The 25,262-nt window shown below is 52.8% G+C and carries 22 protein-coding genes; 19 read left to right on the forward strand and 3 right to left on the reverse strand.

Going from position 1 to position 25,262, the window contains the following annotated elements; translation table 11 throughout:
* Positions 1–81 precede the first annotated feature (81 nt).
* From EMQ_RS15165 to EMQ_RS15175, 3 genes are all read left to right on the forward strand, one after another.
* Positions 82–1,392, forward strand: a complete 1,311-nt coding sequence (locus tag EMQ_RS15165) for an ammonium transporter (protein WP_269208715.1) — start codon at positions 82–84, stop codon at positions 1,390–1,392.
* Positions 1,393–1,560: 168 nt separating this feature from the next.
* Positions 1,561–2,085, forward strand: a complete 525-nt coding sequence (locus EMQ_RS15170; protein WP_010667853.1) for a hypothetical protein — start codon at positions 1,561–1,563, stop codon at positions 2,083–2,085.
* A gap of 192 nt (positions 2,086–2,277) precedes the next feature.
* Positions 2,278–5,949, forward strand: coding sequence for a Hint domain-containing protein (locus tag EMQ_RS15175; protein ID WP_018307733.1), 3,672 nt, complete (start codon positions 2,278–2,280; stop codon positions 5,947–5,949).
* A gap of 147 nt (positions 5,950–6,096) precedes the next feature.
* Here EMQ_RS15175 and gspG read toward each other — a convergent pair whose 3' ends face one another.
* Positions 6,097–6,525, reverse strand: a complete 429-nt coding sequence (gene gspG, locus EMQ_RS15180; RefSeq protein WP_010668477.1) for a type II secretion system major pseudopilin GspG — start codon at positions 6,523–6,525, stop codon at positions 6,097–6,099.
* 140 nt (positions 6,526–6,665) lie between these two features.
* Between gspG and EMQ_RS15185 the strand changes: the two genes are divergently transcribed.
* From EMQ_RS15185 to EMQ_RS15235, 11 genes are all read left to right on the forward strand, one after another.
* On the forward strand, positions 6,666–7,079 hold the full coding sequence (locus tag EMQ_RS15185; protein ID WP_010668478.1) for a lytic transglycosylase domain-containing protein: 414 nt from the start codon (positions 6,666–6,668) through the stop codon (positions 7,077–7,079).
* Between the two features lie 132 nt (positions 7,080–7,211).
* Positions 7,212–8,507 carry an NAD(P)/FAD-dependent oxidoreductase gene (locus EMQ_RS15190; protein ID WP_026199964.1) on the forward strand — a complete coding sequence of 432 codons (1,296 nt, stop codon included), beginning with the start codon at positions 7,212–7,214 and terminating at the stop codon, positions 8,505–8,507.
* 181 nt (positions 8,508–8,688) lie between these two features.
* Positions 8,689–10,197, forward strand: a complete 1,509-nt coding sequence (locus EMQ_RS15195) for a methyl-accepting chemotaxis protein (protein ID WP_010668786.1) — start codon at positions 8,689–8,691, stop codon at positions 10,195–10,197.
* A gap of 37 nt (positions 10,198–10,234) precedes the next feature.
* A complete protein-coding gene (locus EMQ_RS15200) occupies positions 10,235–10,606 on the forward strand; it encodes a response regulator (protein WP_026199965.1) in 372 nt (123 codons plus the stop codon).
* A 17-nt stretch (positions 10,607–10,623) separates the two neighbouring features.
* Positions 10,624–12,567 carry a chemotaxis protein CheA gene (locus tag EMQ_RS15205; RefSeq protein WP_018307736.1) on the forward strand — a complete coding sequence of 648 codons (1,944 nt, stop codon included), beginning with the start codon at positions 10,624–10,626 and terminating at the stop codon, positions 12,565–12,567.
* Positions 12,567–13,031, forward strand: coding sequence for a chemotaxis protein CheW (locus EMQ_RS15210; RefSeq protein WP_081471025.1), 465 nt, complete (start codon positions 12,567–12,569; stop codon positions 13,029–13,031). The genes EMQ_RS15205 and EMQ_RS15210 overlap by 1 nt, the downstream gene beginning before the upstream one ends.
* Complete coding sequence (locus EMQ_RS15215) at positions 13,028–13,882, forward strand: CheR family methyltransferase (RefSeq protein ID WP_081617483.1); 855 nt, start codon at positions 13,028–13,030, stop codon at positions 13,880–13,882. The genes EMQ_RS15210 and EMQ_RS15215 overlap by 4 nt, the downstream gene beginning before the upstream one ends.
* Entirely contained in the window at positions 13,879–14,925 is a 1,047-nt protein-coding gene (locus EMQ_RS15220) for a protein-glutamate methylesterase/protein-glutamine glutaminase (protein WP_026199966.1), read from the forward strand. The genes EMQ_RS15215 and EMQ_RS15220 overlap by 4 nt, the downstream gene beginning before the upstream one ends.
* Positions 14,925–15,314 carry a response regulator gene (locus EMQ_RS15225; protein ID WP_010666720.1) on the forward strand — a complete coding sequence of 130 codons (390 nt, stop codon included), beginning with the start codon at positions 14,925–14,927 and terminating at the stop codon, positions 15,312–15,314. The genes EMQ_RS15220 and EMQ_RS15225 overlap by 1 nt, the downstream gene beginning before the upstream one ends.
* 87 nt (positions 15,315–15,401) lie before the next feature.
* Positions 15,402–15,878, forward strand: a complete 477-nt coding sequence (locus tag EMQ_RS15230; protein WP_231367902.1) for a chemotaxis protein CheD — start codon at positions 15,402–15,404, stop codon at positions 15,876–15,878.
* A complete protein-coding gene (locus EMQ_RS15235) occupies positions 15,879–16,217 on the forward strand; it encodes a hypothetical protein (RefSeq protein ID WP_010666718.1) in 339 nt (112 codons plus the stop codon). It begins immediately after the preceding gene.
* 64 nt (positions 16,218–16,281) lie between these two features.
* Here EMQ_RS15235 and EMQ_RS15240 read toward each other — a convergent pair whose 3' ends face one another.
* Positions 16,282–18,177 (reverse strand): ABC-F family ATP-binding cassette domain-containing protein, encoded by a 1,896-nt coding sequence (locus tag EMQ_RS15240; protein ID WP_010667438.1) that lies wholly within the window; start codon positions 18,175–18,177, stop codon positions 16,282–16,284.
* Between the two features lie 182 nt (positions 18,178–18,359).
* Here EMQ_RS15240 and ndk point away from each other — a divergent pair, with 182 nt between their 5' ends.
* The 5 genes from ndk (at position 18,360) to EMQ_RS15265 (ending at position 23,280) form a co-directional block, all read left to right on the forward strand.
* Positions 18,360–18,782, forward strand: a complete 423-nt coding sequence (gene ndk, locus EMQ_RS15245) for a nucleoside-diphosphate kinase (RefSeq protein ID WP_010667439.1) — start codon at positions 18,360–18,362, stop codon at positions 18,780–18,782.
* A gap of 249 nt (positions 18,783–19,031) precedes the next feature.
* Positions 19,032–20,558, forward strand: a complete 1,527-nt coding sequence (locus EMQ_RS15250; RefSeq protein ID WP_010667440.1) for an oligosaccharide flippase family protein — start codon at positions 19,032–19,034, stop codon at positions 20,556–20,558.
* A 144-nt stretch (positions 20,559–20,702) separates the two neighbouring features.
* Entirely contained in the window at positions 20,703–20,999 is a 297-nt protein-coding gene (locus tag EMQ_RS15255) for a hypothetical protein (RefSeq protein ID WP_010667441.1), read from the forward strand.
* A 263-nt stretch (positions 21,000–21,262) separates the two neighbouring features.
* Complete coding sequence (locus tag EMQ_RS15260; protein ID WP_018307738.1) at positions 21,263–21,712, forward strand: hypothetical protein; 450 nt, start codon at positions 21,263–21,265, stop codon at positions 21,710–21,712.
* Positions 21,713–21,966: 254 nt separating this feature from the next.
* On the forward strand, positions 21,967–23,280 hold the full coding sequence (locus EMQ_RS15265; protein WP_010667443.1) for a lactonase family protein: 1,314 nt from the start codon (positions 21,967–21,969) through the stop codon (positions 23,278–23,280).
* A gap of 200 nt (positions 23,281–23,480) precedes the next feature.
* On the opposite strand, the gene EMQ_RS15270 is transcribed toward EMQ_RS15265, so the two are convergent.
* A complete protein-coding gene (locus tag EMQ_RS15270) occupies positions 23,481–25,106 on the reverse strand; it encodes an NAD-dependent malic enzyme (RefSeq protein ID WP_010665669.1) in 1,626 nt (541 codons plus the stop codon).
* Positions 25,107–25,262: the final 156 nt, after the last annotated feature.

Raw genomic sequence — 25,262 nt, forward strand, 5'->3', positions numbered from 1 at the left:
GAGGTGGATGGGCCGCTGAAATCCCGCTCCTCCGGGGTTCTGGCTGCTGTTTCTGCTGGTACGGTCGGACTTTTCGCCGCCATGCCGGCCTTTGCACAGGAGGCTGCAGCACCGGCACCGGCTCCGAGTATCGATACCGGTGACACAGCCTGGATGCTCGTCAGCACGGCCCTGGTGCTGATGATGACCATTCCGGGTCTTGGCCTGTTCTATGCCGGAATGGTTCGCAAGAAGAACGTACTGGCGACGCTCATGCAGAGCTTCGCCATCTGCTGTATCATCACCATTGTCTGGATGGTGGCGGGTTACTCGCTCGCCTTCTCGAACGGCACGCCTTATGTCGGTGGTCTGTCCAAGGCATTCCTTGCGACACTCGGCGAACATATCAGCAAGGGCGCGGACGTTCCCTTCACGATCGGCGCGGGCACTGACGCAGCCTCGACCATGACGATCCCTGAGAGCATCTTCATGATGTTCCAGATGACCTTCGCCATCATCACGCCAGCTCTTATCGCGGGTGCCTATGCCGAGCGCATGAAGTTCTCGGCGGTGTGCCTGTTCAGCATCCTGTGGTCGCTGATCGTCTACGCTCCAGTAGCTCATTGGGTCTGGAGCCCGCTCGGCTGGCTTGCCGGCATGGGCACGCTGGACTTCGCCGGTGGTACGGTCGTCCATATCAACGCGGGTGTCGCCGGTCTGGTGTGTGCGCTTGTCCTCGGCAAGCGTCGTGGCTATGGCACGGAAGACCTTGCGCCGTTCAACCTGACCTATGCCGTCATCGGCGCATCCCTGCTGTGGGTTGGCTGGTTCGGCTTCAACGCAGGTTCCGCTGTCGGCGCGAACGGTCGTGCGGGCATGGCGATGGCCACCACACAGATCGCAGCAGCTGCGGCCGGTGTGTCCTGGATGGTCGCCGAGTGGTTCCGCACGGGCAAGCCGACGGTTCTCGGCATCATTTCCGGTGCGGTCGGTGGTCTTGTCGCCATTACGCCAGCTGCGGGCTTCGTGCTGCCGGGCGGTGCCCTGGCCATAGGCCTGATCACTGGCGTCGTCTGCTTCTGGGGTGCGACATCTCTCAAGCACATGATGGGATATGACGACAGCCTCGACGCCTTTGGTGTGCATGGTGTCGGCGGTATCGTTGGCGCTCTGCTGACAGGTATCTTCGCCTATGGTCCTCTGTCCGCGACGGATGCCAACCCCGAAGGAACATCGGGTTCCCTGCATCAGCTTCTGGTGCAGGCCGAGGCCGTTGGCGTGACGATTGTCTGGTGTGGCATCATGACGTTCATCCTGCTGAAGGTCGTCGACCTCGTGGTCGGTCTGCGGGTCTCCACGGAGGCTGAGCAGGAAGGTCTGGACGTTGCGCTGCATGGTGAGCGTATCAACTGATCCCCAAGTGATCAGACATTCTTTGGAAGGGGCGGATCGGCCGATCCGCCCCTTTTTTGTTCAGACGGTGCAGGCTTGTATGATTGGCCGTTCTGGTTTCTTGTGAGGATGGATGCTGTGCCGCATGGGTGCGGTATCACCGTCAAATTTGTGATGTAAGGATAGCCGATGGGCTTCAATCGTTCCGTTCGTACGGTGACTGCTTCGCTTGCTCTTCTGGCAGCAGGTGCAGCGTGGTCCGTGGCGCTCCCCGGTGAGGCGCATGCCGCCGTGACGGCCAAGGAGTGCCACGCGAAATTCAAGGCTGCTAAGGAAGGCGGCACTCTGGCCGGTCAGAGCTACAAGGACTTCAAGGCGGCGCAGTGTGCCGGTGCTGAGGCCGAGCCCGAGGAGAAGACTGAAGGTGCGGCAGCTGCGCCCACAGCGACTCCGGCTACAGAGGCGGCTGGTGAGGCCAAGCCCGAAAGCAAGGCCAAAACAGCCTCCAAGGTTTCGACCTACACAGGGAATGCCGTGTTCCCCAGCAAGATCTCCCCGAAATACGCCTCCCTGTCCGCAGGCAAGGCCCGCATAAAGACCTGCGGTGATCAATATCGGGCTAACAAAGCGTCCGGGGGTAATGGTGGTCTGAAATGGAATCCGAAAGGTGGTGGTTATTACAGTGCCTGTATAAAACGACTGAAAGGCGAATAAGTCTTTCTTTATCATATGTTTTTGCAAGGAAGCCACCCCACGGAAAGGGGTGGCTTTTTGCTTTTTGTCCTTGGTTTTTAAGGGCTTGGAAAGGGATGTATCCAAAAAATTAGCTATTCAAACCAATAATTGGACCCCAGAGAATTTCTTTTTGAGTGCAATCAAAAGGTTGCACTGTGACTGGGGAAAAAGATGACCGACATGAATGTCACCGGACCAGGTGTAACGAGCATAACATCCTCTAACTCGCCTGCAGATACGGTAACGGTTGAGAATGGAGGGACGCTGTTCGTTTCATCCGGTGGCGTGATCTCCTCCATTGCGGTTCTGAGCGGAGCTAAAGTCGCTATCGGTAAACAGGCCGATACATCTGACCCATTGGGAACACAAGGAATCGTCAGCGGAGGTGTTGTTTCTTCAGGCGGTATTTTCTCGGTTTATGCGGGTGGTCTGGTCAAGGACGTAACGGTCTCTGCCTCGCAGATCACGGTATCCAGTGGCGCTGTTGCCAGCAACATGACGCTTGTTTCCGGTGTTACGGAACTTCTTAACGGTATCGATTCCGGCGCGACCGTGCAGGCAAACGCCGATCAGTCGCTCCAGGCAGGTGGCAGTGCGGTGGGCGCTACACTGCAACTGGGTACGCAGGACATCGGTAATGGTGGCACGGCGATTTCCACGACAGTCATCGGTGACAGCGCTGATGATACTGCTTATGGCGGCGGTCAGAATATTAATGCAGGCGGTTATGCCTCGCACACTCTCGTCACGCAATATGGTAATCAGCAGATCCGCAGTAACGGATCCGCCACTGACACGACCCTGACGAATGGTGGTGTTCAGGACATTCAGGGCGGCGGTTCTGCGACGAGCACGACGGTCAGTAGTGGCGGTGTGTTGCAGGTCGATGGCGGGGCTTTCCTGTCAGGAGCCACGATTTCCAGTGGAGGCACGCTGGAAGCGACCAGCGCCGTCGGTTCCACTACAACAGTATCCGATGTGACCGTCCTCAGCGGCGGCACGCTGGAGATAAAAGACGCGGGTATCACCGTTACCGGTCTGACACTGTATAGTGGGGCTGACATTCAGCTTGATACCATTTCATATTCAGCCTCTGGTGCCCAGCAGACAACCTATTCAGTCTCAGGCGATACACTTACCGTTTCCGGATATGATTCGGATGGTAACGCCGTCACGCAGGCTTTTTCTTTTGCCGGCACTGCGGGGACCATCACACCAGACGAATTCAGTCTGGTGCAGGGCGTAAACGGAACAGGTGTGAATTATGCCGCCTGCTACTGCACTGGCACATTGATCGCCACGAAAGATGGCGAGGTCCCGGTCGAGCAGCTGAAAATTGGCGATATGGTGCGCACTGCATCAGGCACTCTGAAAAAAATCCGCTGGATTGGCTATCGCAGTTATGCCGCCGAGTTTGTGAGTAATAATTGTGGCCTTCTGCCTGTTCTCATCAAGGCCAATGCCCTTGCCGACAATGTACCGCAACGTGATCTGAAAGTCTCGCCTCTACACGCCATGTATCTGGATGGCGTGCTTGTCGCTGCCAGCTCACTTATCAACGGTGAGACAGTCGTTCAGTGCGAGTTGAATGAACAGATTGACTATTTCAATATCGAGCTAGACACGCATGATCTTCTGCTGGCGGAAGGCGCACCCTCGGAAAGTTATGTTGAAGATGGCGGCCGTGGCATTTTCCACAATGCTGCTGAATTCTACACGCGTTATCCTGATGCTGTAACGATGGAAGCGGTTCACTGTGCTCCCCGTGTCGAAGAGGGAGAAGCGCTGGTTGCAATCTGGCAGCGCATCAATGCCCGAGCGCAGGCTTTAAAAACGCAGCATCTGTCGGGTGAGGTTGCCGCTGCGAGCATTCACGGCGTTTCCGGATGGTTTGCCGGGCTTGCTGATGCGAAGCCTTTTGCTGTCGAGCTGGTTCTTGATGGCGAGGTCGTTGCGCACTTCATGACTGAGGAAGGGCAGATTATCCCGACTGAAAACGGTTCGGAAAAGCGCCATTATTTTGGAATGGTCTATCCTCAGGCTTTGGCGTCGCGTGATGTGGTCATAAGACGCGCAGAGGATGGTCTTCATCTGTTTCCGGGTGTCCAGCCGGAAACACCGGAAGAAGCATCACCCACCAAACAGGCAGATGGAAAACGTAAAACTCCCTTCGAACCTGCTGACTATCGCGGAGCAGTCGATCACGTTTCCCATACTTGTATCGGCGGCTGGATCTGGAACGAAAAGCGCCCGTGGGAAAAAGCCAGTCTGGATATCTGCATTGACGGGAAACGTGTCGGCACTGTGCCAGCCGTCAATTATCGGGCGGATCTCATCCCGGCAGGAATGGGGAATGGCTGGTCCGGCTTCAGGATGACACTGAAAGAGCCGCTTGACTGGAAGGCATCGCATACAGTCGCGGTTCTTTTCAGCGGCACGGATGTTCACCTGCCCGGTTCGCCGGCACAGCTTTCTGTGCCGGAGCAGTTTGACGAAACTTTGCGCAATGTCATTGGTCGCGCCGTGAAAGATCTGTCCACTTCGACCGAGCGACGGAAGGTGCTTTCCTTCATTCTGGAACAGGCTGCCCATCTTCGGCAGAAGGAAGCGGATCTGGACGGGCAACGGGAGAAGCGGGCAGATCTTCATCATGAGCGGCAACTGGCTGGCCGGGCGGCAGCGGACATGCCGGTAATGCGGCGGGCGCTGGTGATCTGTGAGGCGATGCCGCGTATCGGACATGACCCCGATGCCGCTCCGCTTCTGTCCCATATCCGATCACTTGCGCGGTTGGGGTATGACGTAACGGTCTCGACAGTAGACCATGTCGCAGTGCCGGAAACAGAAAAACTTCTTGAAACAGACGGTATTTCTATCGCTCGGGCTCCGCTTTACGCGTCGCCGGAAGAAGTGCTGCGTCGACAGGCTGGCTGCTTTGATCTGGTTTATCTGCGGGGACTGAATGCGGCGTCTTCCTATGCCGGTCTGGCGCGCCGTTACATGGGGCGGGCCACTGTGGTGTATGGCACGCGGGAGCTTCAGTATCTCCGTCTGGAACGGCAGGCTGAAACAGAAGCACGTGTAGACTTGCTTCGCGCAATCGGAAGAATGCGTACATATGAGGTCACTACAGCGCTTCTTTGCGATCAGGTCATCGTGCATTCGCAGGCCGAAGCGAACCGTCTGCAGCATCTCGTGCCAGCGTTGAACGTGCATGTCGTTCCATGGGAAATACAGCCTGAAGCTGTTGCGCAGTCTTCATCCACGCGGTCCGGCGTCGCTTTCTTTGGTTATTATGATCGGGCAGACAGTCTGGATGCCGCCATTCTGCTGGTGCGCGAGATCATGCCTCTGGTTTGGGCGCGCCGCCCGGATATCAAGTGCCTCCTGGCCGGTCCTGGTCAGGGAAAGGCCGTCAGCACACTCGCAATGCCTGTCGAGCCGGGTTGTGGTGGTGTTGAGATTCTGGAGGGAATTGATAACCCGACGAAAGCTCTTTTCCCGCAGGTTCTTGCCGGTGTTGTGCCGCTGAATTTCGGGGCGGGCGTTGACGGCGTGGTTCTGTCGGCTTTCGCTGCAGGAGTTCCTTGTGTCATGAGCGCGGTCTCTGCAGAAGGTCTGGTATTGCCGGGCCGGTTGAAGGGGCTGGGGCAAAACAGTGTCGAGGGCATTGCGGAGCAGATTCTCAGGCTTCATGATGAGCCGGAAACATCCGATGAGCTTGGGCGCACGGAACTGCGTCTGATCCGTGAACAGTTTTCCGTAGCAAATGTCGATCGCTGCTTCAGCCAGGCTTTGGGAGTGAAGCTCGTATCTTCGGATATCATCAGTATGGCTGGCTAAGATCTACAGTCAGCTGATACGTCCGTCATTCTCTGTTTGCTTCATGCCGTTTTTCCCCTAACAGGGAAAAACGGCATTTGCATTTCAAGGTGCAATCACAGGGTGCTGTGACCTGAGTATTCTGCGTAAGCGCACCTGTGCATCGGTCTACGGGTTACAGATTTCTCCGCTGCGATCGCCTTCTTTCGGACCCTGCGAACACAGATCGTAATCCTTGCCTTCCCGATCCGAGGGCGCACGATAGGTGTAAGGGTGTTTCCAGGGATCCAGTGGAACGGTTCCACCCTTCAGATAGGGGCCATTCCAGCTTTCAGCGCCGGACGGGCGATGGATTAAAGCGTCGAGACCATCTTCCGTTGAAGGATAGCTACCGGCATCCAGTTTGTACATGTCGAGGACCGTTCCGATGCGGGCTATGGATTGCTGGGCGACAGACAGTCTGGCTCCGCCGAGTTGGCGCAGGGCGGCAGGGGCTACAAGTCCGACAAGAAGTCCGAGTATCGCCAGAACGACCAGAATTTCCAGAAGGGTGAAGCCGGCATCATCCCGGTCGGTATGGTTTTCAACGTGTGACATTTTTGTGCCAGAGCTTTCGCTGTTCGATCATGATGCGTTAGTAGACGCACTCGCTATCTTCGGAACAGCGTCGGTATATTAAACAAAAATGAAATTTGGGCTGCAAGCGTTCGCTATGGCCTGTTTCAGGAAAGGTCTTCATGCCCGCCCCTTTGCTTGCGTGTATGGTTGCCGCTGCAATCCGCTATGACATTCCTCCCCGTGTCCTGCCCACCATATGGGAGGTGGAACGAGGCGCGAACGGCGTGGTTAGCCGCAACAAGGATGGCTCCTCGGATATGGGGCTCATGCAGATCAATACCCGATGGATACAGCCGATCATGGAGCTGACCCGCATGCCCGCCGTTCAGGTGGCGGCGCGTCTGGTGTCGGACGGATGTTTCAATATCGCTGCGTCCGCCATGATCATGCGAACATATCTGAATGAAACGCATGGGGATCTGATGAAGGCGGTGGGCAATTATCATTCACATACGCCCATGCTGAATGAGGCCTATCAGAAAAAGGTCATGGAGCAGGCATGGAAGCTGTTTCCGGCGCGGGCAAGTAACTGATTTTTATAATATTATATGCTCATAAATGCATGATGGATTGAAGCTTTCCATTCCGTGCAGGAAATAAAAAAACATGTAATATCAGGCTGACCTGTGAGAGCGCATGCTCTCTGGATGCAAGACGGAGCTGATATGCAGCATGATGTCCAGAACTCCTACCCACCGTCACTCTGGTATGACACTGCAGGACCGGTACCGGTTTTCGACCAACTGACCGGATACGACCGTCATTATGATGTAGCGATTGTGGGTGGCGGCTATACCGGGCTTTCCACTGCGCTCCATCTTGCGGAAAAAGGTATCAGCTGCGCTGTGCTGGAAAGTCATGGCATTGGCTGGGGCGCTTCAGGGAGAAACGGCGGTCAGGTTATCGCAGGACTGAAGTATGATCCGGATGACCTGATTGCACATTTCGGCACTGATCTCGGCAATGCCATGATCAGGAGCACTGGGGGTGCCGCCAATACCGTTTTCGATTTGATTGCGCGTTATCACATTGCCTGCAATGCGGTGCATAACGGCTGGATTCAGGCCGCCCACTGTGAAAAGGCCCTGGCAAAATTGCGGATCAAGGCGGCCCAGTGGGCTGCCCGGGGAACGGCAACCGAGATCCTGGATGCGAAACGTATTGCTGATCTGACGGGAGCGCAGACTTATTGCGGTGGCTGGCTCGATCCACGAGGCGGGAAAATTCAGCCATTGATGTATGCTTTCGGGCTGGCGAAAGCTGCCGCCTCTCAGGGAACGGATATTTTTGTTAACAGTGCTGTCAAAACCATGCTGCGGTCGGCTGGCCGATGGCGGCTTGGAACGGCGCAGGGCAATCTGATCGCCAAACAGGTTGTGCTGGCGACGAATGGTTATACGGACGGTCTGTGGCCTCAGTTACAGGAAACTGTTGTCCCGGCTTATTCCATTCAGGTCTCAACGGAGCCGCTGGCGCCGGAGATAAGAAAAACCATTCTGCCGGACGGACAGGGACTTTCGGAAACGCGTCGTATTCTGCGGTACAGTCAGGTCGATGCACATGGACGGTTGGTTATGGGAACGCGTGGTCCTGCACACGATCAGGCCACTTACAAAGACGCCGCAACGCTTGTGAAGGCCATGCATGAGCTTTTCCCGCAAATTGGCAGGCCACGTCTTGATCATGTCTGGGTTGGACGGGTGGGCATGACAGCTGACCATTTCCCGCATTTGCATCAACCTGCGGAGGGTGTGCATGCGGCATTGGGCTATAATGGTCGGGGTATCGCCATGGCGACCGTAATGGGACGCATGCTGGCGCAGAGAGTGCTGGGGGCTTCTGCGCTGGAGATCGGTTTTCCTATAACACCGCTTAAACCAATCGCTCTCCACCGTTTTTCGGATATCGGAGTGCAGGCTTATGGGCGGTGGTATGGCCTTCTGGACAGGTTGAAAGTCTGAAACAACTGCTGAGAAAGCTATGTGACGTCTGCATCTTGTGAGTGCCTGTTGCAGATATAAAAATATGGAGATGACAGAATAAGAGAATAAAAAAATCGGTAACGTTTTATTTAGCGCATTAATGCAGGATCCTGAGGAAACAAAATCCCTCGTGGGAACGTTGACTTAAGGGTGCCTGAAAATGTCGTTGCATTGGCTGCTGTACGTCGCGCCAGCACGTAAGAAAATCTACTATGTCATGGCAGCTCCGATTGCTCTGTCCATAATGGAACTGGGGACAAGCCTGTTCTGGCTGCGGACGGGGGTAATTGCCAAAGCGGATTCGTTTCTGGTCGCTGGAAGTGCTGTCCAGCTTTTGTTTTTTGTGCTGGTGACGTATGTCCTTGTGCAAACTATGGTAGCTCCTTTTGAAAAAATTGTTTCTGCAACGGAGCAAATTGCTTCAGGTGACCTTGATGCCACTATTCCGTATCAGCAGGCCAAAGACTGCATAGGTCGTCTTGCAAAGGCTCTCACATGTTTTCGTGATCAGGCGCTGGAGAATGTTCGTCGTCATCAGGGGGCGCTTGAGCAGTCGCAGGCGGCCGCCGCCAAGCAGAAAGAGTTTGCCGCAAAAAGCAATGAGATGCAGCAGCGGACCGAAAAGCTGATGGGAGAGCTGATGAAGGGTATGAAACGCCTTTCGTCAGGTGATCTGAGTTTTCGATATGCAGAAGCATTTCTTCCGGAATATGAAATGTTCCGGGAAGATTTCAATGCGGTTGCCGAGAGATTTTCCAGCACGATTGGTCGGGCAGCCTCCAGTGCGTCCACAATTGCAGACAGTTGTTCAGAAATAGCTCTTGCCTCTGATGATCTGGCGCGTCGTACTGAACATCAGGCGGGAAGTCTTGGTGAAATCGCCAGTGCTGTGAATACGTTGACGCAGCGTGTCCAGAAAACGGCTCAGGATGCAATGGATGCCCGTAAAGCGACGGGTGGTGCGCGTGAGCAGGCTTCGGAGTCTGCGTCTGTAGTGCAGTCCGCTGTCAAGGCGATGCATGAGATTGAGGAATCTTCCACCAAGGTTGCTGATATTCTTGGTGTGATGGATGAAATCGCCTTTCAAACCAATCTGCTTGCATTGAACGCCGGGGTTGAGGCGGCTCGTGCGGGAGAGGCTGGGCGAGGATTTGCTGTAGTGGCGACGGAAGTTCGTTCCCTGGCTCAGCGTTCAGCGGTGTCCGCCAAGAATATCAAGGAACTGATTGCTCTTTCCAGTCGTCAGGTCTCGACAGGTGTAACGCTTGTCAGTCAGACGGGTGTAGCACTTTCAAAAATTTCCGAAAATGTAGAAACCATTTCAGAAATTATTGATTCCATATCTTCTTCGGCTCAGGAGCAGGCAGATAATCTCGGTCGTATCAATGGTTCGTTAGGAGAAATGGATCAGGCGACCCAGCAGAATGCCGCGATGGTCGAAGAGACAACAGCTGCAAGTCACAGTCTCACTCATGAAGTTCAGGATCTGGCGAAGGCGGTGTCAGAGTTTAGTATAAGCAGGAACTTTGTAAAAAATATGGGAGAGACAACGAGGAGCACTCGGTCGTTGCAGGTGAAGACTGGTCCTGCCTCAGCTCCTTTGCCTGCCCCAAACCCGGCAGCAGCCGCACGTCATACGGTTTCTGATGATGGCTGGGAAGATTTCTGATCTTCCAATTGGCTCTGACAAGAACAAGGATCATCTAATGCCTGCTACCATCATGATTGTCGATGACTCCCGGACAATGCGCGATATGTTATGTCGAACTCTTGAGGGGGCTGGCTACCAGGTGGTGGAGGCTGTCGACGGGAAGGATGGGCTGGAGACATTGAATCGTCTTCCAGCTCCACCATCTGCAATTATTTCCGATATTAATATGCCTAATCTGGATGGGTATGGTTTTATTTCTGGAGTTCGTTCTCTGGAAGTTATGGCAAAAACTCCAATTCTTGTGCTGACGACGGAAACTGACCCCGCCAAAAAAGAACGGGCAAAAAAGGCTGGTGCGACAGGATGGATCGTGAAGCCATTCGCTCCTGCAATTCTTTTGAAGGCCATTGAGCGCGTTACGGCCTGAATAAGCGGAGGCGGATCATGGACGAACTTGATGCCATCAAACCAATATTTTTCGAAGAATGCTCGGAACAGCTTGTCGAACTTGAGCGGGCTCTAGCGCTTCTTGAAACAGGCGAGGCTGATCAGGAAACGGTCAACTGTGCCTTCCGTGCTGTTCATTCGATCAAGGGAGGCGCTGGTTCGTTCGGCATGACCGAACTTGTCAGATTCGCTCATGTATTCGAAACGGCACTGGATCTTTTGCGATCTCACAAGATCGAACCGACACCAGAAGTCCTTCAGATTTTTCTTCGGGCTACAGACATTCTCAGTGATCTGACTGCGTTTGAACAGGGCGGAGACGCTGTAGACGCGAAACGCCAACAGGAAAGCTTTGAGGCTCTTGAAAGACTGTTTCAGGAAAAGCCGGAGCCGGAAGTCTTAAAGGAAACGGAAGAAGAGGAGGATTGGGGGCTCCCTGAGGGATTTGTTCCCGTTCCAGTATCTATTGATGTATTGAATGATTCAGACTCAGATCCGAATCATATAGACACGCCTGTAGATTCCATCGATGGATTTGAAATTTTTGATTTTGAACCGAATCAACATGTAAAGAAGGATGAAGAAGAAAAAAAAATTGAAAAAACAGAGAATATACAGAGTAATTTACCGGATCAGTCTGAGAGTAAGAAAAACATACAACCGAGTCGTCCTGCTGCTTCAGGTAATAATACACCAAGTATTCGAGTTGATGTCAGCCGCATTGATCGCCTGATGGATCTGGTAGGGGAGTTGGTCATCGGACAAGCTGCATTGCGTGAGGTTTTTTCTTCTTCGGAAAAGAAACATCCACGTGCTGATGCGGGTAGTAATGATCTGTCAAACGCCATGAGCGGCACTGAGCAACTAACGCGTGATTTGCAGGAAGCAATCATGGCGGTTCGTGCGCAGCCCATGCGTGCTGTCTTCCAGCGTATGCAGAGAGTTGTCCGTGAGGCTGCAAACCTTGCTGGTAAAAAAGTACATCTTGAGATGGAGGGCGAGGATACAGAAGTCGATCGAACTCTGATTGAAAAGTTGACTGATCCCCTGACGCACATGTTGCGCAATGCCGTTGATCATGGTGTGGAAAAAGAGCAGGTCCGCCTGGAAGCAGGTAAACCTGCTATGGGTACTATCAGATTATCAGCTGCACATAAATCTGGTCGTGTCGTTATTACACTTAGTGATGATGGGGGAGGGATAAATCGTGTTCGTGTTCATGACATTGCAGTAGAGAAAGGTATTATTTCTGCTGAAGCACAATTGACTGATTCTGAGATCGATAATCTTATTTTTGCTCCCGGATTCTCGACGGCTACCACAGTTACAGATCTTTCTGGTCGTGGTGTGGGTATGGATGTCGTAAAACAGGCCATCCAGGATCTGGGCGGACGAATATCCATTACTTCCGAGACTGGAAAAGGTTCTTCATTTTCGTTGAGTCTTCCTCTGACACTTGCTGTGATGGATGGTATGCTGGTTACGGTAGCAGAGCAGCTCTTGATCTTGCCTGTTTCCTGTATTGTTGAAACAATGCTGATAAGCAAAGAAAATATATTTGTGTCTGGAAATAACTCTACTGTAATTTGTGTAAGGGGTCAATTTATCCCGATTGTAGATGTTGCAAAATCTCTTGGGATAAAAAATAGAAAAGAGAAAATAAATCAACCCGTTATTCTTATTGTTGAAGATGATGCAGGAAAAATGACGGCCCTTGCAGTTGATCGTATTGAAGGTCAGATGCAGGTCGTTATAAAAAGTATAGAAAAAAATTATCGTTCAGTTAGGTATGTATCAGCAGCAACAATACTCGGTAGTGGTCGAGTGGCTTTAATATTGGATGTACCGGAAGTCGCTGTCTCTGCTGAAGGTAGAATGCTTGATATGTGGACATCTAAAAATGCAAATGAAACCTCTCTTGAGTGTGTAGGTAAGGTCTAATGCAAGACAATAATATATCGCCTGTTGGTTCTGGAAAGGTCATATCTTTCAATGTAGGGGAACAGGAATATTGCGTTGATATTTTGCGCGTAAGAGAAATCAGGGGATGGACAGAAGCAACTCTTCTTCCTGGTACTCCACGCTGCATTAAAGGCGTAATCAATCTGCGCGGTATTATTGTGCCTGTCATTGATATGTGTGAACTTTTGCATGTCTCACATAGTAAGTCATCAGATCGCAATGTGGTCATGGTTATCGACGTTGATGGCAAGACAGCAGGGCTTCTGGTGTCAAAGGTTTCCGATATTCTGGATATTACTCCAGAAATGATTCAGGATGTTCCTGTTTCGAATACAGATGATGTTGGTCCACTCGTTAGTGGACTGATTGCTTTTGATGGACGACTGATTGGCTTCCTGCAGTTGTCTGTCGTAGCTGAGCAGGCATTGGAACATGTTCCATGATTACTCTTGCCGAGCAAAATCTGTCTGGGGGAGATATTCCCTATGACGAATCGGATTTCAATAACATACGAAATATACTTAAGGAAAAGAGTGGTATCTCTTTGAGTGCTTCCAAGAAGCCACTGGTGTATTCAAGATTGTCAAGACGGGTTAGACTGTGTTCGCTCCCAGATTTTCGTTCCTATGTCTCGTTTGTCAATTCTCCAGCTGGAAGCGAAGAACAGTTATGTATGATTGATGCTTTAACTACTAATGTTACTAATTTTTTTCGTGAAAAACATCATTTTGAGCACTTTTCACAGATTGTGATGCCGGAAATAATAAGGCGTGCAGAACGGGGAGAAAAAGTAAGAATCTGGTCTTCTGCCTGTTCGTCGGGTCAGGAGCCTTTTTCTATTGCCATGACTATTCTTGACTCCTTTCCCAAGGCAAATAATTATAATATTAAGATATTGGCAACAGATATTAGTTTTGAAATGATAGACTTTTGTCGTCGTGGTGTTTACTCTCTTAAGGAAACTGAATCTATTCCCGATAATTTCTTGAAAAAATGGTCAAGAAAAACAGGGAACGAAATTCATTTTTCGGATGATTTAAAGGAACTTGTCAGCTTCAAAAATTTGAACCTTTTGAAGCCATGGCCGATGCAGTGCCAGTTTATTTCTATTTTTTGTCGTAATGTCGCAATCTATTTTGATCGTGACACACAGAATATGTTGTGGCGTCGGCTTTCCGATGCGGTTCTTCCTGGAGGCTATTTGTATATAGGGCATTCAGAAAAAATAGCTCCAGAAATTGTTCCGGATATAACCCCATGCGGGTGTCCGACGACGTATAGGAAAGATATATGAGTAGAAAGATACGTGTTATTATTGTCGATGATTCCAAAACGGGTCGTGCTTTCATTGCTGCCGCTTTGCGTCGGGATCCCGATATTGAAATTATAGGTATGGCTGCTGATCCGCTGGAAGCTAGAGATCTTATTATAAAGGATCAGCCTGATGTAATAACGCTTGATATTGAAATGCCCAATATGAATGGGTTGCAGTTTCTTGAGAAAATCATGCGGATGCGTCCCATTCCTGTTGTGATGGTCTCAAGTCTTACTGCTCGCGGTGCAGAGACTTCCATAGAAGCATTACAGCTTGGAGCGTTTGACTGTTTTCCCAAGCCAGCAGCTTTTTCAGGTATAGATGCTTATGCCGGTCTGGTGCCTTTGGTGAAGGCTGCGGCAGGTTCTAGTTCCGGACGAAATTCCATAATTAACAGTGTTTCTAATAAATCTTTTCAACGGAGGGTCATATCCCCAGAGGTGATCGCTATTGGTGCATCAACAGGTGGTGTGGAAGCATTGGGAGCTATTCTTCCACGTTTACCTTCTGTGTTTCCGCCAATCATGATAACACAACATATGCCTCCACTTTTTACGGCAAGTTTAGCTACTCGTCTGAATCAAATGTGCGATATTCAGGTGCAGGAATCAGAGGATGGTGTTCCACTGGAAAATGGACACGCTTATATTGCCCCGGGAGGAACCCGACATTTGCATTTGAAAAAAATAGGAGGGCGACTTTTCACCAGTCTGGACGTCGGTGAGCCTGTTTCAGGACATCGTCCTTCTGTTGATGAACTTTTTAGGTCTGTCGCACATTGTTCCGGAGCATCATCGGTTGGTGTTATTCTGACCGGTATGGGGCGTGATGGTGCAGAAGGTCTGTTGGAAATGAGGAAGGCCGGTGCCTATACTTTGGGGCAGAGTGCCGCCTCCTGTGTTGTCTATGGGATGCCAAAAGCCGCGATGGAAGTTGGAGCCGTCGAACGTATGGTGCCGCTCAGTTCCATCGCAGAGACGCTGATTTCATATTGTAAGTCTGAAAATGGAGGTTTTGTCTGATGCCTGATGCTGCTTCAATTCATGTTATGATTGTCGATGATCAGACATCCATTCGTGCTATTTTGCGTAACAGTCTGGCACAACTGGGGATAATTAATGTTTCAGAAAGAAAGAATGGAAAAGATGCACTGGAATATCTTTCGCAAAATTCTGTAAATCTTATCATTTCAGATTTTAATATGCCAGAAATGAACGGTCTGGAATTATTGAAAGCGGTAAGAGCTAACCCACGAATGGCGAAAACTGCTTTTATTATCCTGACTGGTGAGGCAAGCAAGGAACTCGTTCAGGAAGCTGTAAAGGCCGGAGTCAATAATTTTCTGGCGAAACCCTATACGGTTGGCAAGCTGAAAGCGGTTATGGAAGCTGTTTTTGGTACTATTGTATGAAAGTTGAAAAAACTTCCTATGCTTGATGCAGACACGATTCTGGTGACGCAGGGTGAGATGTACATATCCTGCGATCCCAAGGTGATCATGACGACGCTTGTCGGTTCATGTATCGCTGCGTGTATGTTTGATAGTACGGCAAAGATTGGCGGTATGAATCATTTTCTTTTGCCGGATGGAAGTGAAATTTCTGCCACCAGCAGATTGTCGTATGGTTTTCATGCCATGGAATGTCTGATCAACGGGCTTATAAAGCAGGGTGCTCGTAAAAGTAATTTATGTTGTAAATTATTTGGTGGTGCCAATATTCGCGCCAATCTTGGTGATATTGGTACGCGCAATGCTACGTTTGCGACTGATTTTCTGAATAGTGAGGGTATTTCCTGTGTGGGTTCCAGTCTTGGAGGCGATAGAGGACGAAGAATTCGTTTCTGGCCTGCGACAGGTAGAGCGCAGCAACTGATGATTCGTGATGATAATATCGTCAATCGTGAAGTAGAAACAGCACGAAAAGATATATTGCGCCGTCATGATTCTGCTGCTCAGGAAGTGGAGTTTTTCTGAATGAATGACTCTTCTCTTGCTATTGCAGATTTTCTGATTCGTGCCGGAAAGATTTCCGAATGCATAGAGCATCTTCTTGCTGCATTGCAGAGCAAATTGACACACCTTGAAGCGGAGGTGTGTCCTGAACTGCAAAATCTTGATCTGGCGACCCAGTTGTCGTCTGAGTTGGCGGACCTTTTGACACGATCATCTCATGATGAAAATGTCGTGGCCGCTGGTCATCTTAAAGACCCGGCAGCAATTCTTCGATCTCTGAAACTGGATGCCGTTTCTACCATTCTGTCTGGAGAAACCCTGCGGCAACAGCCAGAATCTTCTGAAGTCGAGCTGTTTTAAAGGCAGGCTTCCAGACTGCCGTAAGTGACCCCTTGCGAGCGAAGATTGCTGAGCAAAAGAATGTTCAGTCCTCCGCGGAAGCCTCTTCCAGTTCACCCTGAACAGTGAACCATTCCTCTTCTGCTTTTTCCTCGTCTTTCTTGATCGTCGCCAGTTTCATTGTGAGCTTGGTGACATCATCACCAGCGGATGCCTCATACAGGGCAGGATCGGCTAGCCGGGCTTCGACCTTGGCTCGTTCCGCCGCCAGCTTTGAGACCTTGGCTTCAGCCTCTTTTACCTTCTTGCGTAAAGGAGCGAGCGCCTTGCGTGCCTCAGCGCGTTCTCGACGTTCTTCCTTCTTGCCTGACGATGTGTCTGCCTCCCGGCCAGATGCACTGCGAGCGGCAGCACGGGACTGCTCCAATAGCCATGCGCGATATTCAGCCATGTCACCCTCAAACGGTGTGACCTTTCCATCGCCGACCAGCCACAGACGGTCAGCGACCATTTCCACCAGATGCGGATCATGACTGATCAGCAGGACAGCACCCTCAAATTCGGACAGGGCCCGCACGAGTGCGTCTTTGGCGTCGAGATCGAGATGGTTGGTTGGCTCGTCAAGGATGAGCAACTGGGGAGCGTCACGGGTAGCGAGAGCCAGCAATAGACGTGCTTTTTCACCACCAGAAAGTTCGGACACTTTCGTTTCTGCTTTGCCTGCATCAAGTCCGAAACGGGCCAGCTGCGAGCGCACTTCGGTCGGAAGGGCTTTCGGTAACGCCCGCGCCATGTGGTCGATGGGCGTGTCACTCATGACCAGCTCCTCCGCCTGATGCTGGGCGAAATAACCGACTTTCAGGCGAGGACTGTGATTGACGGTGCCGGACATTGGCTGAAGTCGTCCGGCGACCAGCTTGGCGAAGGTCGATTTACCGTTGCCGTTCGCGCCAAGCAGGGCAATACGGTCCTCCATGTCCAGCCGGAGCGATAGGTTGGAAAGGATCGCCTTACCGTCATAACCAATCGTCACGCGGTCCATGGTCAGCATCGGCGGGGGCAGGGGCTCCGGCTCTGGAAATTCGAAGCGCGTCGGTGTGTCTTCCACCACGCTGTCGATCACGGGCAATTTTTCGAGCGCCTTGATGCGGGCCTGAGCCTGTTTCGCCTTGGTCGCCTTGGCGCGGAACCGGTCTACGAAGGACTGCATATGTGCCCGACGGGCGGCCACCTTTTCAGCGGCGCGTGCCTGCTGTAGCGCCTGCTCGGTACGGATACGGACAAACTCTTCATAGCCGCCCGGTGTCAGCGACAGCTTGCCGCGATCGAGATGCGCAATGGCGTCCACGCAGGCATCCAGCAGGCCACGGTCATGACTGACGATCAGAGCCGCACCACCGAAGCGTGTCAGCCAGCCTTCGAGCCAGAGAGTCGCTTCGAGATCGAGATGGTTCGTCGGTTCGTCGAGCAGCAGCAGATCGGGTTCAAGAAACAGCGCAGTTGCGAGCGACACGCGCATCCGCCACCCGCCGGAGAAGTCGGAAACCGGGCGTGCTTGCGCCTCGGCGTTGAAGCCGAGACCGGAGAGGATGCTTGCGGCGCGGGCAGGGGCGCTGTCGGCGTTGATGGCGATCAGCCGTTCGTGGACTTCGGCAATCCGTTGCGGGTCGGTGGTGGTTTCCGCTTCGGCAAGCAATGAAGCGCGTTCCGTGTCACCCGCCAGCACCGTGTCCACCAGCGAGGCAGGCCCGGAAGGCGCTTCCTGTTTTACCCGCCCCATGCGGGCGCGGGAGGAAAGGCGGATCGAGCCGCCATCGGGCTGGATATCGCCTGCGATGGCGGCAAGGAGAGTGGATTTGCCCGCGCCGTTGCGGCCGATCAGGCCCACCTTGCGTGCCGGCTCGATGGACAGATTCGCCTGATCCAGCAGGGTGCGGCCGGCAATGCGGAGTGTCAGATCATGGATGACAAGGAGGCTCACGGGACTCTCATATTCAGGATGGGCAGGTGGGCAATGTGTTAAAAGTTTGTCTCGCCATAGCATCCAATGCAGCAAAGCCCTACCCGAGACGTCGAGAATGCTCTAGAGGGCATGCATCCGCGGGATGGTCCGCGAACCGGTTCCGTCTCCGGGCGGGACACACAGACTATCGGGAGCCACACATGGCCGTAGAACGCACCCTTTCCATCATCAAGCCTGATGCAACCCGTCGTAACCTCACCGGCAAGATCAACGCCGTGTTCGAGGACAACGGTCTGCGCATCGTTGCCCAGAAGCGCGTTCAGCTGAGCGAAGCTCAGGCAGGCGCATTCTACGCCGTGCACAAAGAGCGTCCGTTCTACGGCGAACTGGTGTCCTTCATGATCTCCGGCCCGGTCGTTCTTCAGGTTCTCGAAGGCGAGAACGCTGTTGCGAAGAACCGCGAAGTCATGGGCGCGACCGACCCGAAGAAGGCCGAGCCGCAGACCATCCGCGCACAGTTCGCCGAGAGCATCGAAGCCAACTCCGTGCACGGTTCCGACAGCGCAGAGAATGCAGCGAACGAAATCCGCTTCTTCTTCGCCGAGACGGAAATCCTGCCGTAAGTCAGACTGACTGATAGCCAGTCCTGCCTTTTTCGATCTTTCCTTGAGATGAGATCTGGAAAGGCGGGGCTGGCGCATGTCATGAGCCGGCAAGCAGGCGATCCTGTCGGCTGAGTTTTTCCGGCTTATTCCGAGTTGGCTGGACAAGGCCGCGCCGGTATCCGGAAAATGGCAGTCAGCTCCACTTAGGGGAGTTGATAGAGGTCCGGCTCTGAGTGAGGCGGATAAATTGCAGGGCGGCGACCGTCGATGTCTTCCTCTGATGAGACGGGTTCATCTCCCCGTTCACGCCATATCCTGACCAGCACCGGCTGGAATATTATCGGCCGTATTGCGCCGGTTTTTGTCGCCATTCTTGTGACCCCTCGACTGATCCACCTGCTTGGGCTGTCGCGCTGGGGCATTTTCACCATCGCCTTGAGCCTGATCAGTACTCTCGGGATTTTCGATCTGGGTCTGGGCCGTGCGCTGACCCGTGCGATTGCCGATCGTCCTGAAGGGAAAACCACGCCTGAGACGGCGGACCTGATCTTCACAGGTAGCGCCATGATGGGCCTCATGGGTGGCCTGGGTGGTCTTGTCGCTGCCGGACTGGTGGGGTTGTGGGTCGATCACGGACTGAAGATCGCGCCAGAATTACATTCCGAAGTGCTCTGGTCATTGTGGATATTCTGCGCCACCGGTCCTTTGCTGATGATCAATGCCGCATTCTGGGGCGTTTTTACCGGCTACAATTCATTCCGAACCGTCAATCTGATTACCATTCCGGTTTCAGTCGCCTATTATGTCGCGCCTGTACTTGTGCTGTATGTCTGGGACAGCCTGATCGGTGTCATGCTGGCGATTTTCGCCTGTAGATTGTGGCTTACCTTCGCCTATGCACGATCCCTGCTGCATCTGGTTCCGGCATTGAAACATGCCCGTTTCCGCGGTTATCTGCTGAAACCCCTGCTGCGGATCGGCGGATGGATGACGGTTTCCAATCTTGCCTTTCCGATCCTGAACTATGTCGATCGCTTCATGATCGCCAGTGTCGTCTCGGCTGCAGCGACCAGTTTTTACACCACGCCTGCCGATGTGGTGACACGCTTCAACATGCTGAGTTCGTCCGTCAGCGCCTCATCCTTTCCCGCTCTGGCCTCTTCATGGCGGCGTGAGCCGGAGCGCGCATCGGAGATTTATTGCACGAGTGTTCTGGCAGTCAGTGCGTTGCTGTTTCCACCCTGTCTGATTACGGCCCTGTTCAGCCATGCCTTTCTGTCGCTGTGGATTGATGCTTCATTCGCAGATCACAGTGCGATGATCATGAGTTTTCTGTGCGTGGGTGTCTTTCTGAGCGGCGTTGATTCCATTGCGTCAGGACTGCTGGACGCTATTGGCCGACCGGATGTGAACGCCCGTTTTTCCATCGGCGAAATCATTTTCTATCTGCCGGTTCTGTATCTCTCATTGATTTATTTCGGTGTGCCGGGAGCAGCCTGTGCGTGGGCGGTCAGGATCTGCGCCGATTACGGTGTCCGCTCTTTGGTGAGCCTTCGATTTTACGCGCCTCTGAAGCCTGCAATCCTGCGTGTTTTGCCTGCAACGGTATCTGGCGCAGTCTTGTTGGTGGCCGCCATGGTCGGGGTCTCTTCGGCTATGGCTGCAGGAGAGATGTTTCTGTCTCTGCTGATTTTCTACACCGTGCTGTGGTTTGTCTGTTTGAACCACGGTGAGCGGGAAGCCTTCATGTCATTCGCTGGAAAAATTAGGAAAAAGATAGGTATAAATATATAAATATTATACATATTTGTGTGTCTTTTAAGGGTTAAGACAGATTAGATAGAGTGTTGTTTGGTAATTCAGAGCGATACGGTTGCCTGTTACCCGGACTGTGGTAAGCATGAGCAGCGGTCATTTATTGCTTAAAGGAAAACCGATATGCGTAATCTTTCCATTGATGAACTGAATAGTGTAGCTGGTGGCCGAGGCTTCTTGCTGAGCTGCCTCTCCGACATTTTCGCGGACGCACAGAATGCCGTGCAGCGCGCTGAGACTGACGTTTCCAACTCAGGTGCAAAAGTCCAGACGGCGCTTTCCGGTAACACTGGCGTTGCCAGCATCGCAAATACCATCTTCAAGGACGCTTCCGGCCTGCTGTCCGCTGTTGACAAGGGTCTCGGCGATCTGAGTTCCATCGCCGCCAACACAAAAGTGACGGTTACCACCACGGTCTGATCCATCAGATCCGGAATTGGCGACGATACTGATGACCGCTAGTGCGTCTCCGTTCTGATCCTGATGTATCTTCCATGATCCACTGGGTGAGAGACGTCTGAAGGCGTTCCTCACTCCCGTGGATCATGTCTGCATTATCATTTTTCGTTTTTATAAGAATACCGCTTTGCTACCGTTATCCGGTGGAACGACCCCACCGTAACATGGCTGTCCCTCTGGATACGACGTTGACAGAGACGTCCGGTTTCGCAGAGGCTTGCAGAATGGTTGACGCCTCCTCTCCATCCGGGCCGTCTGAACAGGGCCCAACAGTCTACACGTTTCCCGGCAAGTCCTTGCTGGATCGTGTAGAGGCGGCTCGCTATCTTGGAATTGCACCGCTTCGCCTGAGACTGCTGGATATAGCACGTTGCGGGCCGGTTGCGCTGTCACCAGGCTGCTATCGCGTGGATGCGCTTGATCTTTACAGAAGTGAGTTGTTTCTCAAGGCGGCCCTTCCAATTGAGGAAGCCTCGCGCCGTGCCGTTCTGGCTCAGGCGCGGATCGATAGTGATGATTTTGAGCCCGATCCGTTTATGGAAATGGCGACACAGCATGACCTGCGTGACGTCATGGCGTTTATCGGTGGACGTGTCGCCATTGTTGGTGGTCTGATCATTGTCGTGCTGTCGCATACTCCTTTATCCAGAATTTTGACGCATACGCTCAGATAGGACGGCCAGTCCGGCTGAGGAGTCTTTGGAACGGCATTCAGCATAGGCGGCATGTGGAGGCTTTCTGGAGGATGCGTGCTGTCGCCGGACATCTGTTTGAAAGGTCCGAGCAGACTTACTCTCTGGTTCATGTAGAACTGGCGTGTAGAACTGGGCGGTATATCTGGATATTGTCACAATAGTAACATAAACAGAGACATACTGGTTCGAAGGGCAGTGCGGTCGGATTTTGATTATGAACACGTGGAACGATCATGAATAGCAAAACAGATATTGGACGTCGTCTGTTCGGATTGTCCGTTCTGGGGGCTGGGCTAACCGGTCTTGTGAAGGTCGCTCTCGGAGAAACAACAAAGACACCGCCGCCTGAGCCCATTCCCAAAGCCGCGTTGCCGAAAGCGTCACCTGAAGCGGCGGCACGGAAAAACAGCGGTAATCCGCGTACGTTGTGTTATGTCGGCGGTTATACCAGATCCGGCCCGGCTGATGCGAATGCCAAGGGCATCACGCTGTTCGAAATGAATGCGGAAACCGGGGTGCTGACCCAGCTTGGCCAGATTACTCCGGCAGACAATCCTTCTTTCCTTGCGCTGTCGGCGGATCATCGGTTTCTCTATGTCGTCAATGAGATCAGTGACTTCGGAGGGCAGAAGAGCGGATCAGCGACGGCCTATTCGATCGATCAGCGCACAGGTGTCATCACAAAGCTGAATACTGTCGCGACGGGCGGAGCGGACCCGGCTTTTCTGAGCGTGCATCCATCCGGTCGTTATCTGCTGGTCGCCAATTATACCGGTGGAAGTGCTGCCGTCATCCGTATCCAGCCTGATGGAAGTCTCGGAGAGCTTTCCGATCTCGTGCACAATACCGGTCCGAAGATGCCGGAGAGAGCAAAAGACAACCCTCCGGGCAACTATGCAGTCAGTGATCATTCTGCGGCCCATATGCACATGATTCAGGCCGACGTGGCCGGTCGTTTCATCATCGGGTGTGATGCCGGGCTGGACCGCGTCTATGTCTGGAAACTGGATCCGGACAAGGGTGTTCTGACACCGGCAGCGACACCCTGGCTGACAATGGAGCCTGGTTCCGCGCCGCGACATTTCTGTTTCAGCCCGAACGGCAAGGTGATCTACATTCTGGGAGAGCAGAATTCCCGTATTGTCGTCGCTGATTACGATCAGGAAACGGGAGCGATGTCGGTGCGTCAGACGGCCTCGACCGTGACGGCCAAATTCCGTGGCAGCACACTCGCCGCCGAAATCGGCCTGCATCCGAGCGGCAAGTTTCTGTATGTCACCAATCGTCTGGGTGATTCCATTGCCTGTTTCCGGGTCAAGGATGACGGGTCTATTGAGCTCTTTGATGAAGTATGGGAACGCGCCAATTACGGACGGTCCTTTGCATTCGATCCATCCGGCAAGTTCATGTTTGTCGCCAATCAGCGCAGTGATTCTATTACGTCATGGCGTGTGAATCCCGATACTGGCGCTCTGGATTTTACCTGGAACTTTACGCCGACAGGCACGCCGAGCGCTTTTGCCTTTTTCACTCTGGATGAAGTCTGATTCAGGAAAACTGTTTCTGGAACTGTCTGTAAAAATCCCCACATCAGATTTTGTGGTGTGGGGATTTACTTATTGCAAGAAGAGTTCTCTCTACAAAAACTCTATAAATATCCCAGAAGTTTTTGGTGAAGCTTTTTTTCAAAAAGCTTCATGGGACATAGCCTTTCTGAACGAGACATGCTCAGGCTTCGTAAATACTCTCAGTAATGCGGATCGTAAGCCAGCTTCTCGATCCATGCCCTGATATCATTGGGCCTGTCCACCCGCGCCATACCCTTGTCGAAAATGAATTCTGCAAGACGCACGGCAGATGTCATGGAAACATCGATGATATCGGTCTGCGGGGGGAACAGTCGTCCACGTTCCAGCGCGACTTCATCGACCTGATCCGTCAGGGACCTGGCCGCTTCAATAATCAGTTCATCCGTGATGATTTCAGGATGTGTCGCGTACACAGCAAGACCAAGACCGGGGAAAATATAGAAGTTGTTCGCCTGTCCCGGATAGAAAACCTTGCCGTCCAGTTCGACGTTGGGGAACTGGATACCACCGGCGAAAAGCGCGCGTCCTTCCGACCAGATGTATGCTTCCTCCGCCGTGCATTCCGCGTTTATTTCCGGGAGTGACAGGGAAAATATGATGGGTCGTTCATTCAGTGTCGCCATCTCCTTGATAACGGCCTGATTGAAAGCGCCGCCGCACGTTGAAACGCCGATCAGAACCGTTGGCCGGGTATTTTTGATTGTGGCGAGAAGATCCGTTGTCGGAGCAGTATCTTTCGCAAAACGCTTCTGCTCTGGGAGGAGGTCTGTACGGGATGTTTCCAGAAGACCCTCCACATCCATCAGGGTGATGCGTTCGCAGGCCTGCTCATCGGTCAGTCCTTCCAGCTTCATGGCGGAAACCAGCATATCAGCCGTGCCCAGACCGGATGATCCTGCTCCGAGAAACAGATAGCGCTGCTCGGAGAGTTTTTCCTTCTTGACACGAAGAGCAGTCACCAGGCCGACGAGCGTGACCGCAGCCGTGCCCTGAATATCATCGTTGTAGCACAGGACCTTGTCACGATATCTGGCAAGGTAACGCAGCGCATCTGTGCCTTTCCAGTCCTCGAAATGCAGACAGCAGCCCGGGAAAACTTCCTGCACAGCCTGCACAAACTCCTCGACAAACTCGTCGAGTTCTTCAATCGGGGGGGGCTCGCGGCGTGCGCCCAGATAGAGCGGGTCCGCTCTCAGGGCTGCATTGGTCGTGCCGATATCAAGCTGGATGGGAAGCAGGGAGCGCGGCGGGACTGAGCCGCAGACGGTATAGAGTTGCAGCTTGCCGATGGGGATGCCCATACCGTTCACGCCGATGTCGCCAAGTCCTAGGATACGGCCTCCCGTCGTCACGCAGATCGTTCGGACATCGCTTTCCGGCCAGTTGCGGAGCACTTCCGCGATGCGGCCTTTCATGTCGAGGGTGATGTACATACCCCGAGGACGCCGGTAGATATGGCTAAACAGCTTGCAGGCCCGGGCGAGGGTAGGGGCATAGATGATCGGCACGAAACGGGCCGGGTCGGACCGCAGGACCTTGTAGAAAAGGGTCTCGTTTCGGTCGACCAGCGAGTTCAGATAGATATAGCGTTCAAGATCGTCCGGCTTGAGTTCGATATGGTGGAGCGATCGCTCCATCTGCCTGTCGAGCGTTTCAACGTGAGGCGGGATCAGACCCTCAAGACCAAGAGTCTTCCGTTCCTCGACGGTAAAGCCTGTGCCGTGATTGACGTCGCCATCATTGAGCAGCGCCATGCCACGGAGCGAGGATTTCTGGGATGCCATGAATCAACACCTTTCTGTTCCAGTCATTGTCCCGGATCGCTTCTGTCCACAATGCTGGATTTTTTTGGTGTTGTCCAAAAATCGGATTTTATCCGGATTCGTAGGATTCTTTAGGAGTTTTCTAAGAGATACTGATTGCCGGAGCAGCGGGATATG

Origin of the sequence: Acetobacter aceti NBRC 14818, from assembly GCF_000193495.2 — a bacterium.
Classification (GTDB): domain Bacteria; phylum Pseudomonadota; class Alphaproteobacteria; order Acetobacterales; family Acetobacteraceae; genus Acetobacter; species Acetobacter aceti.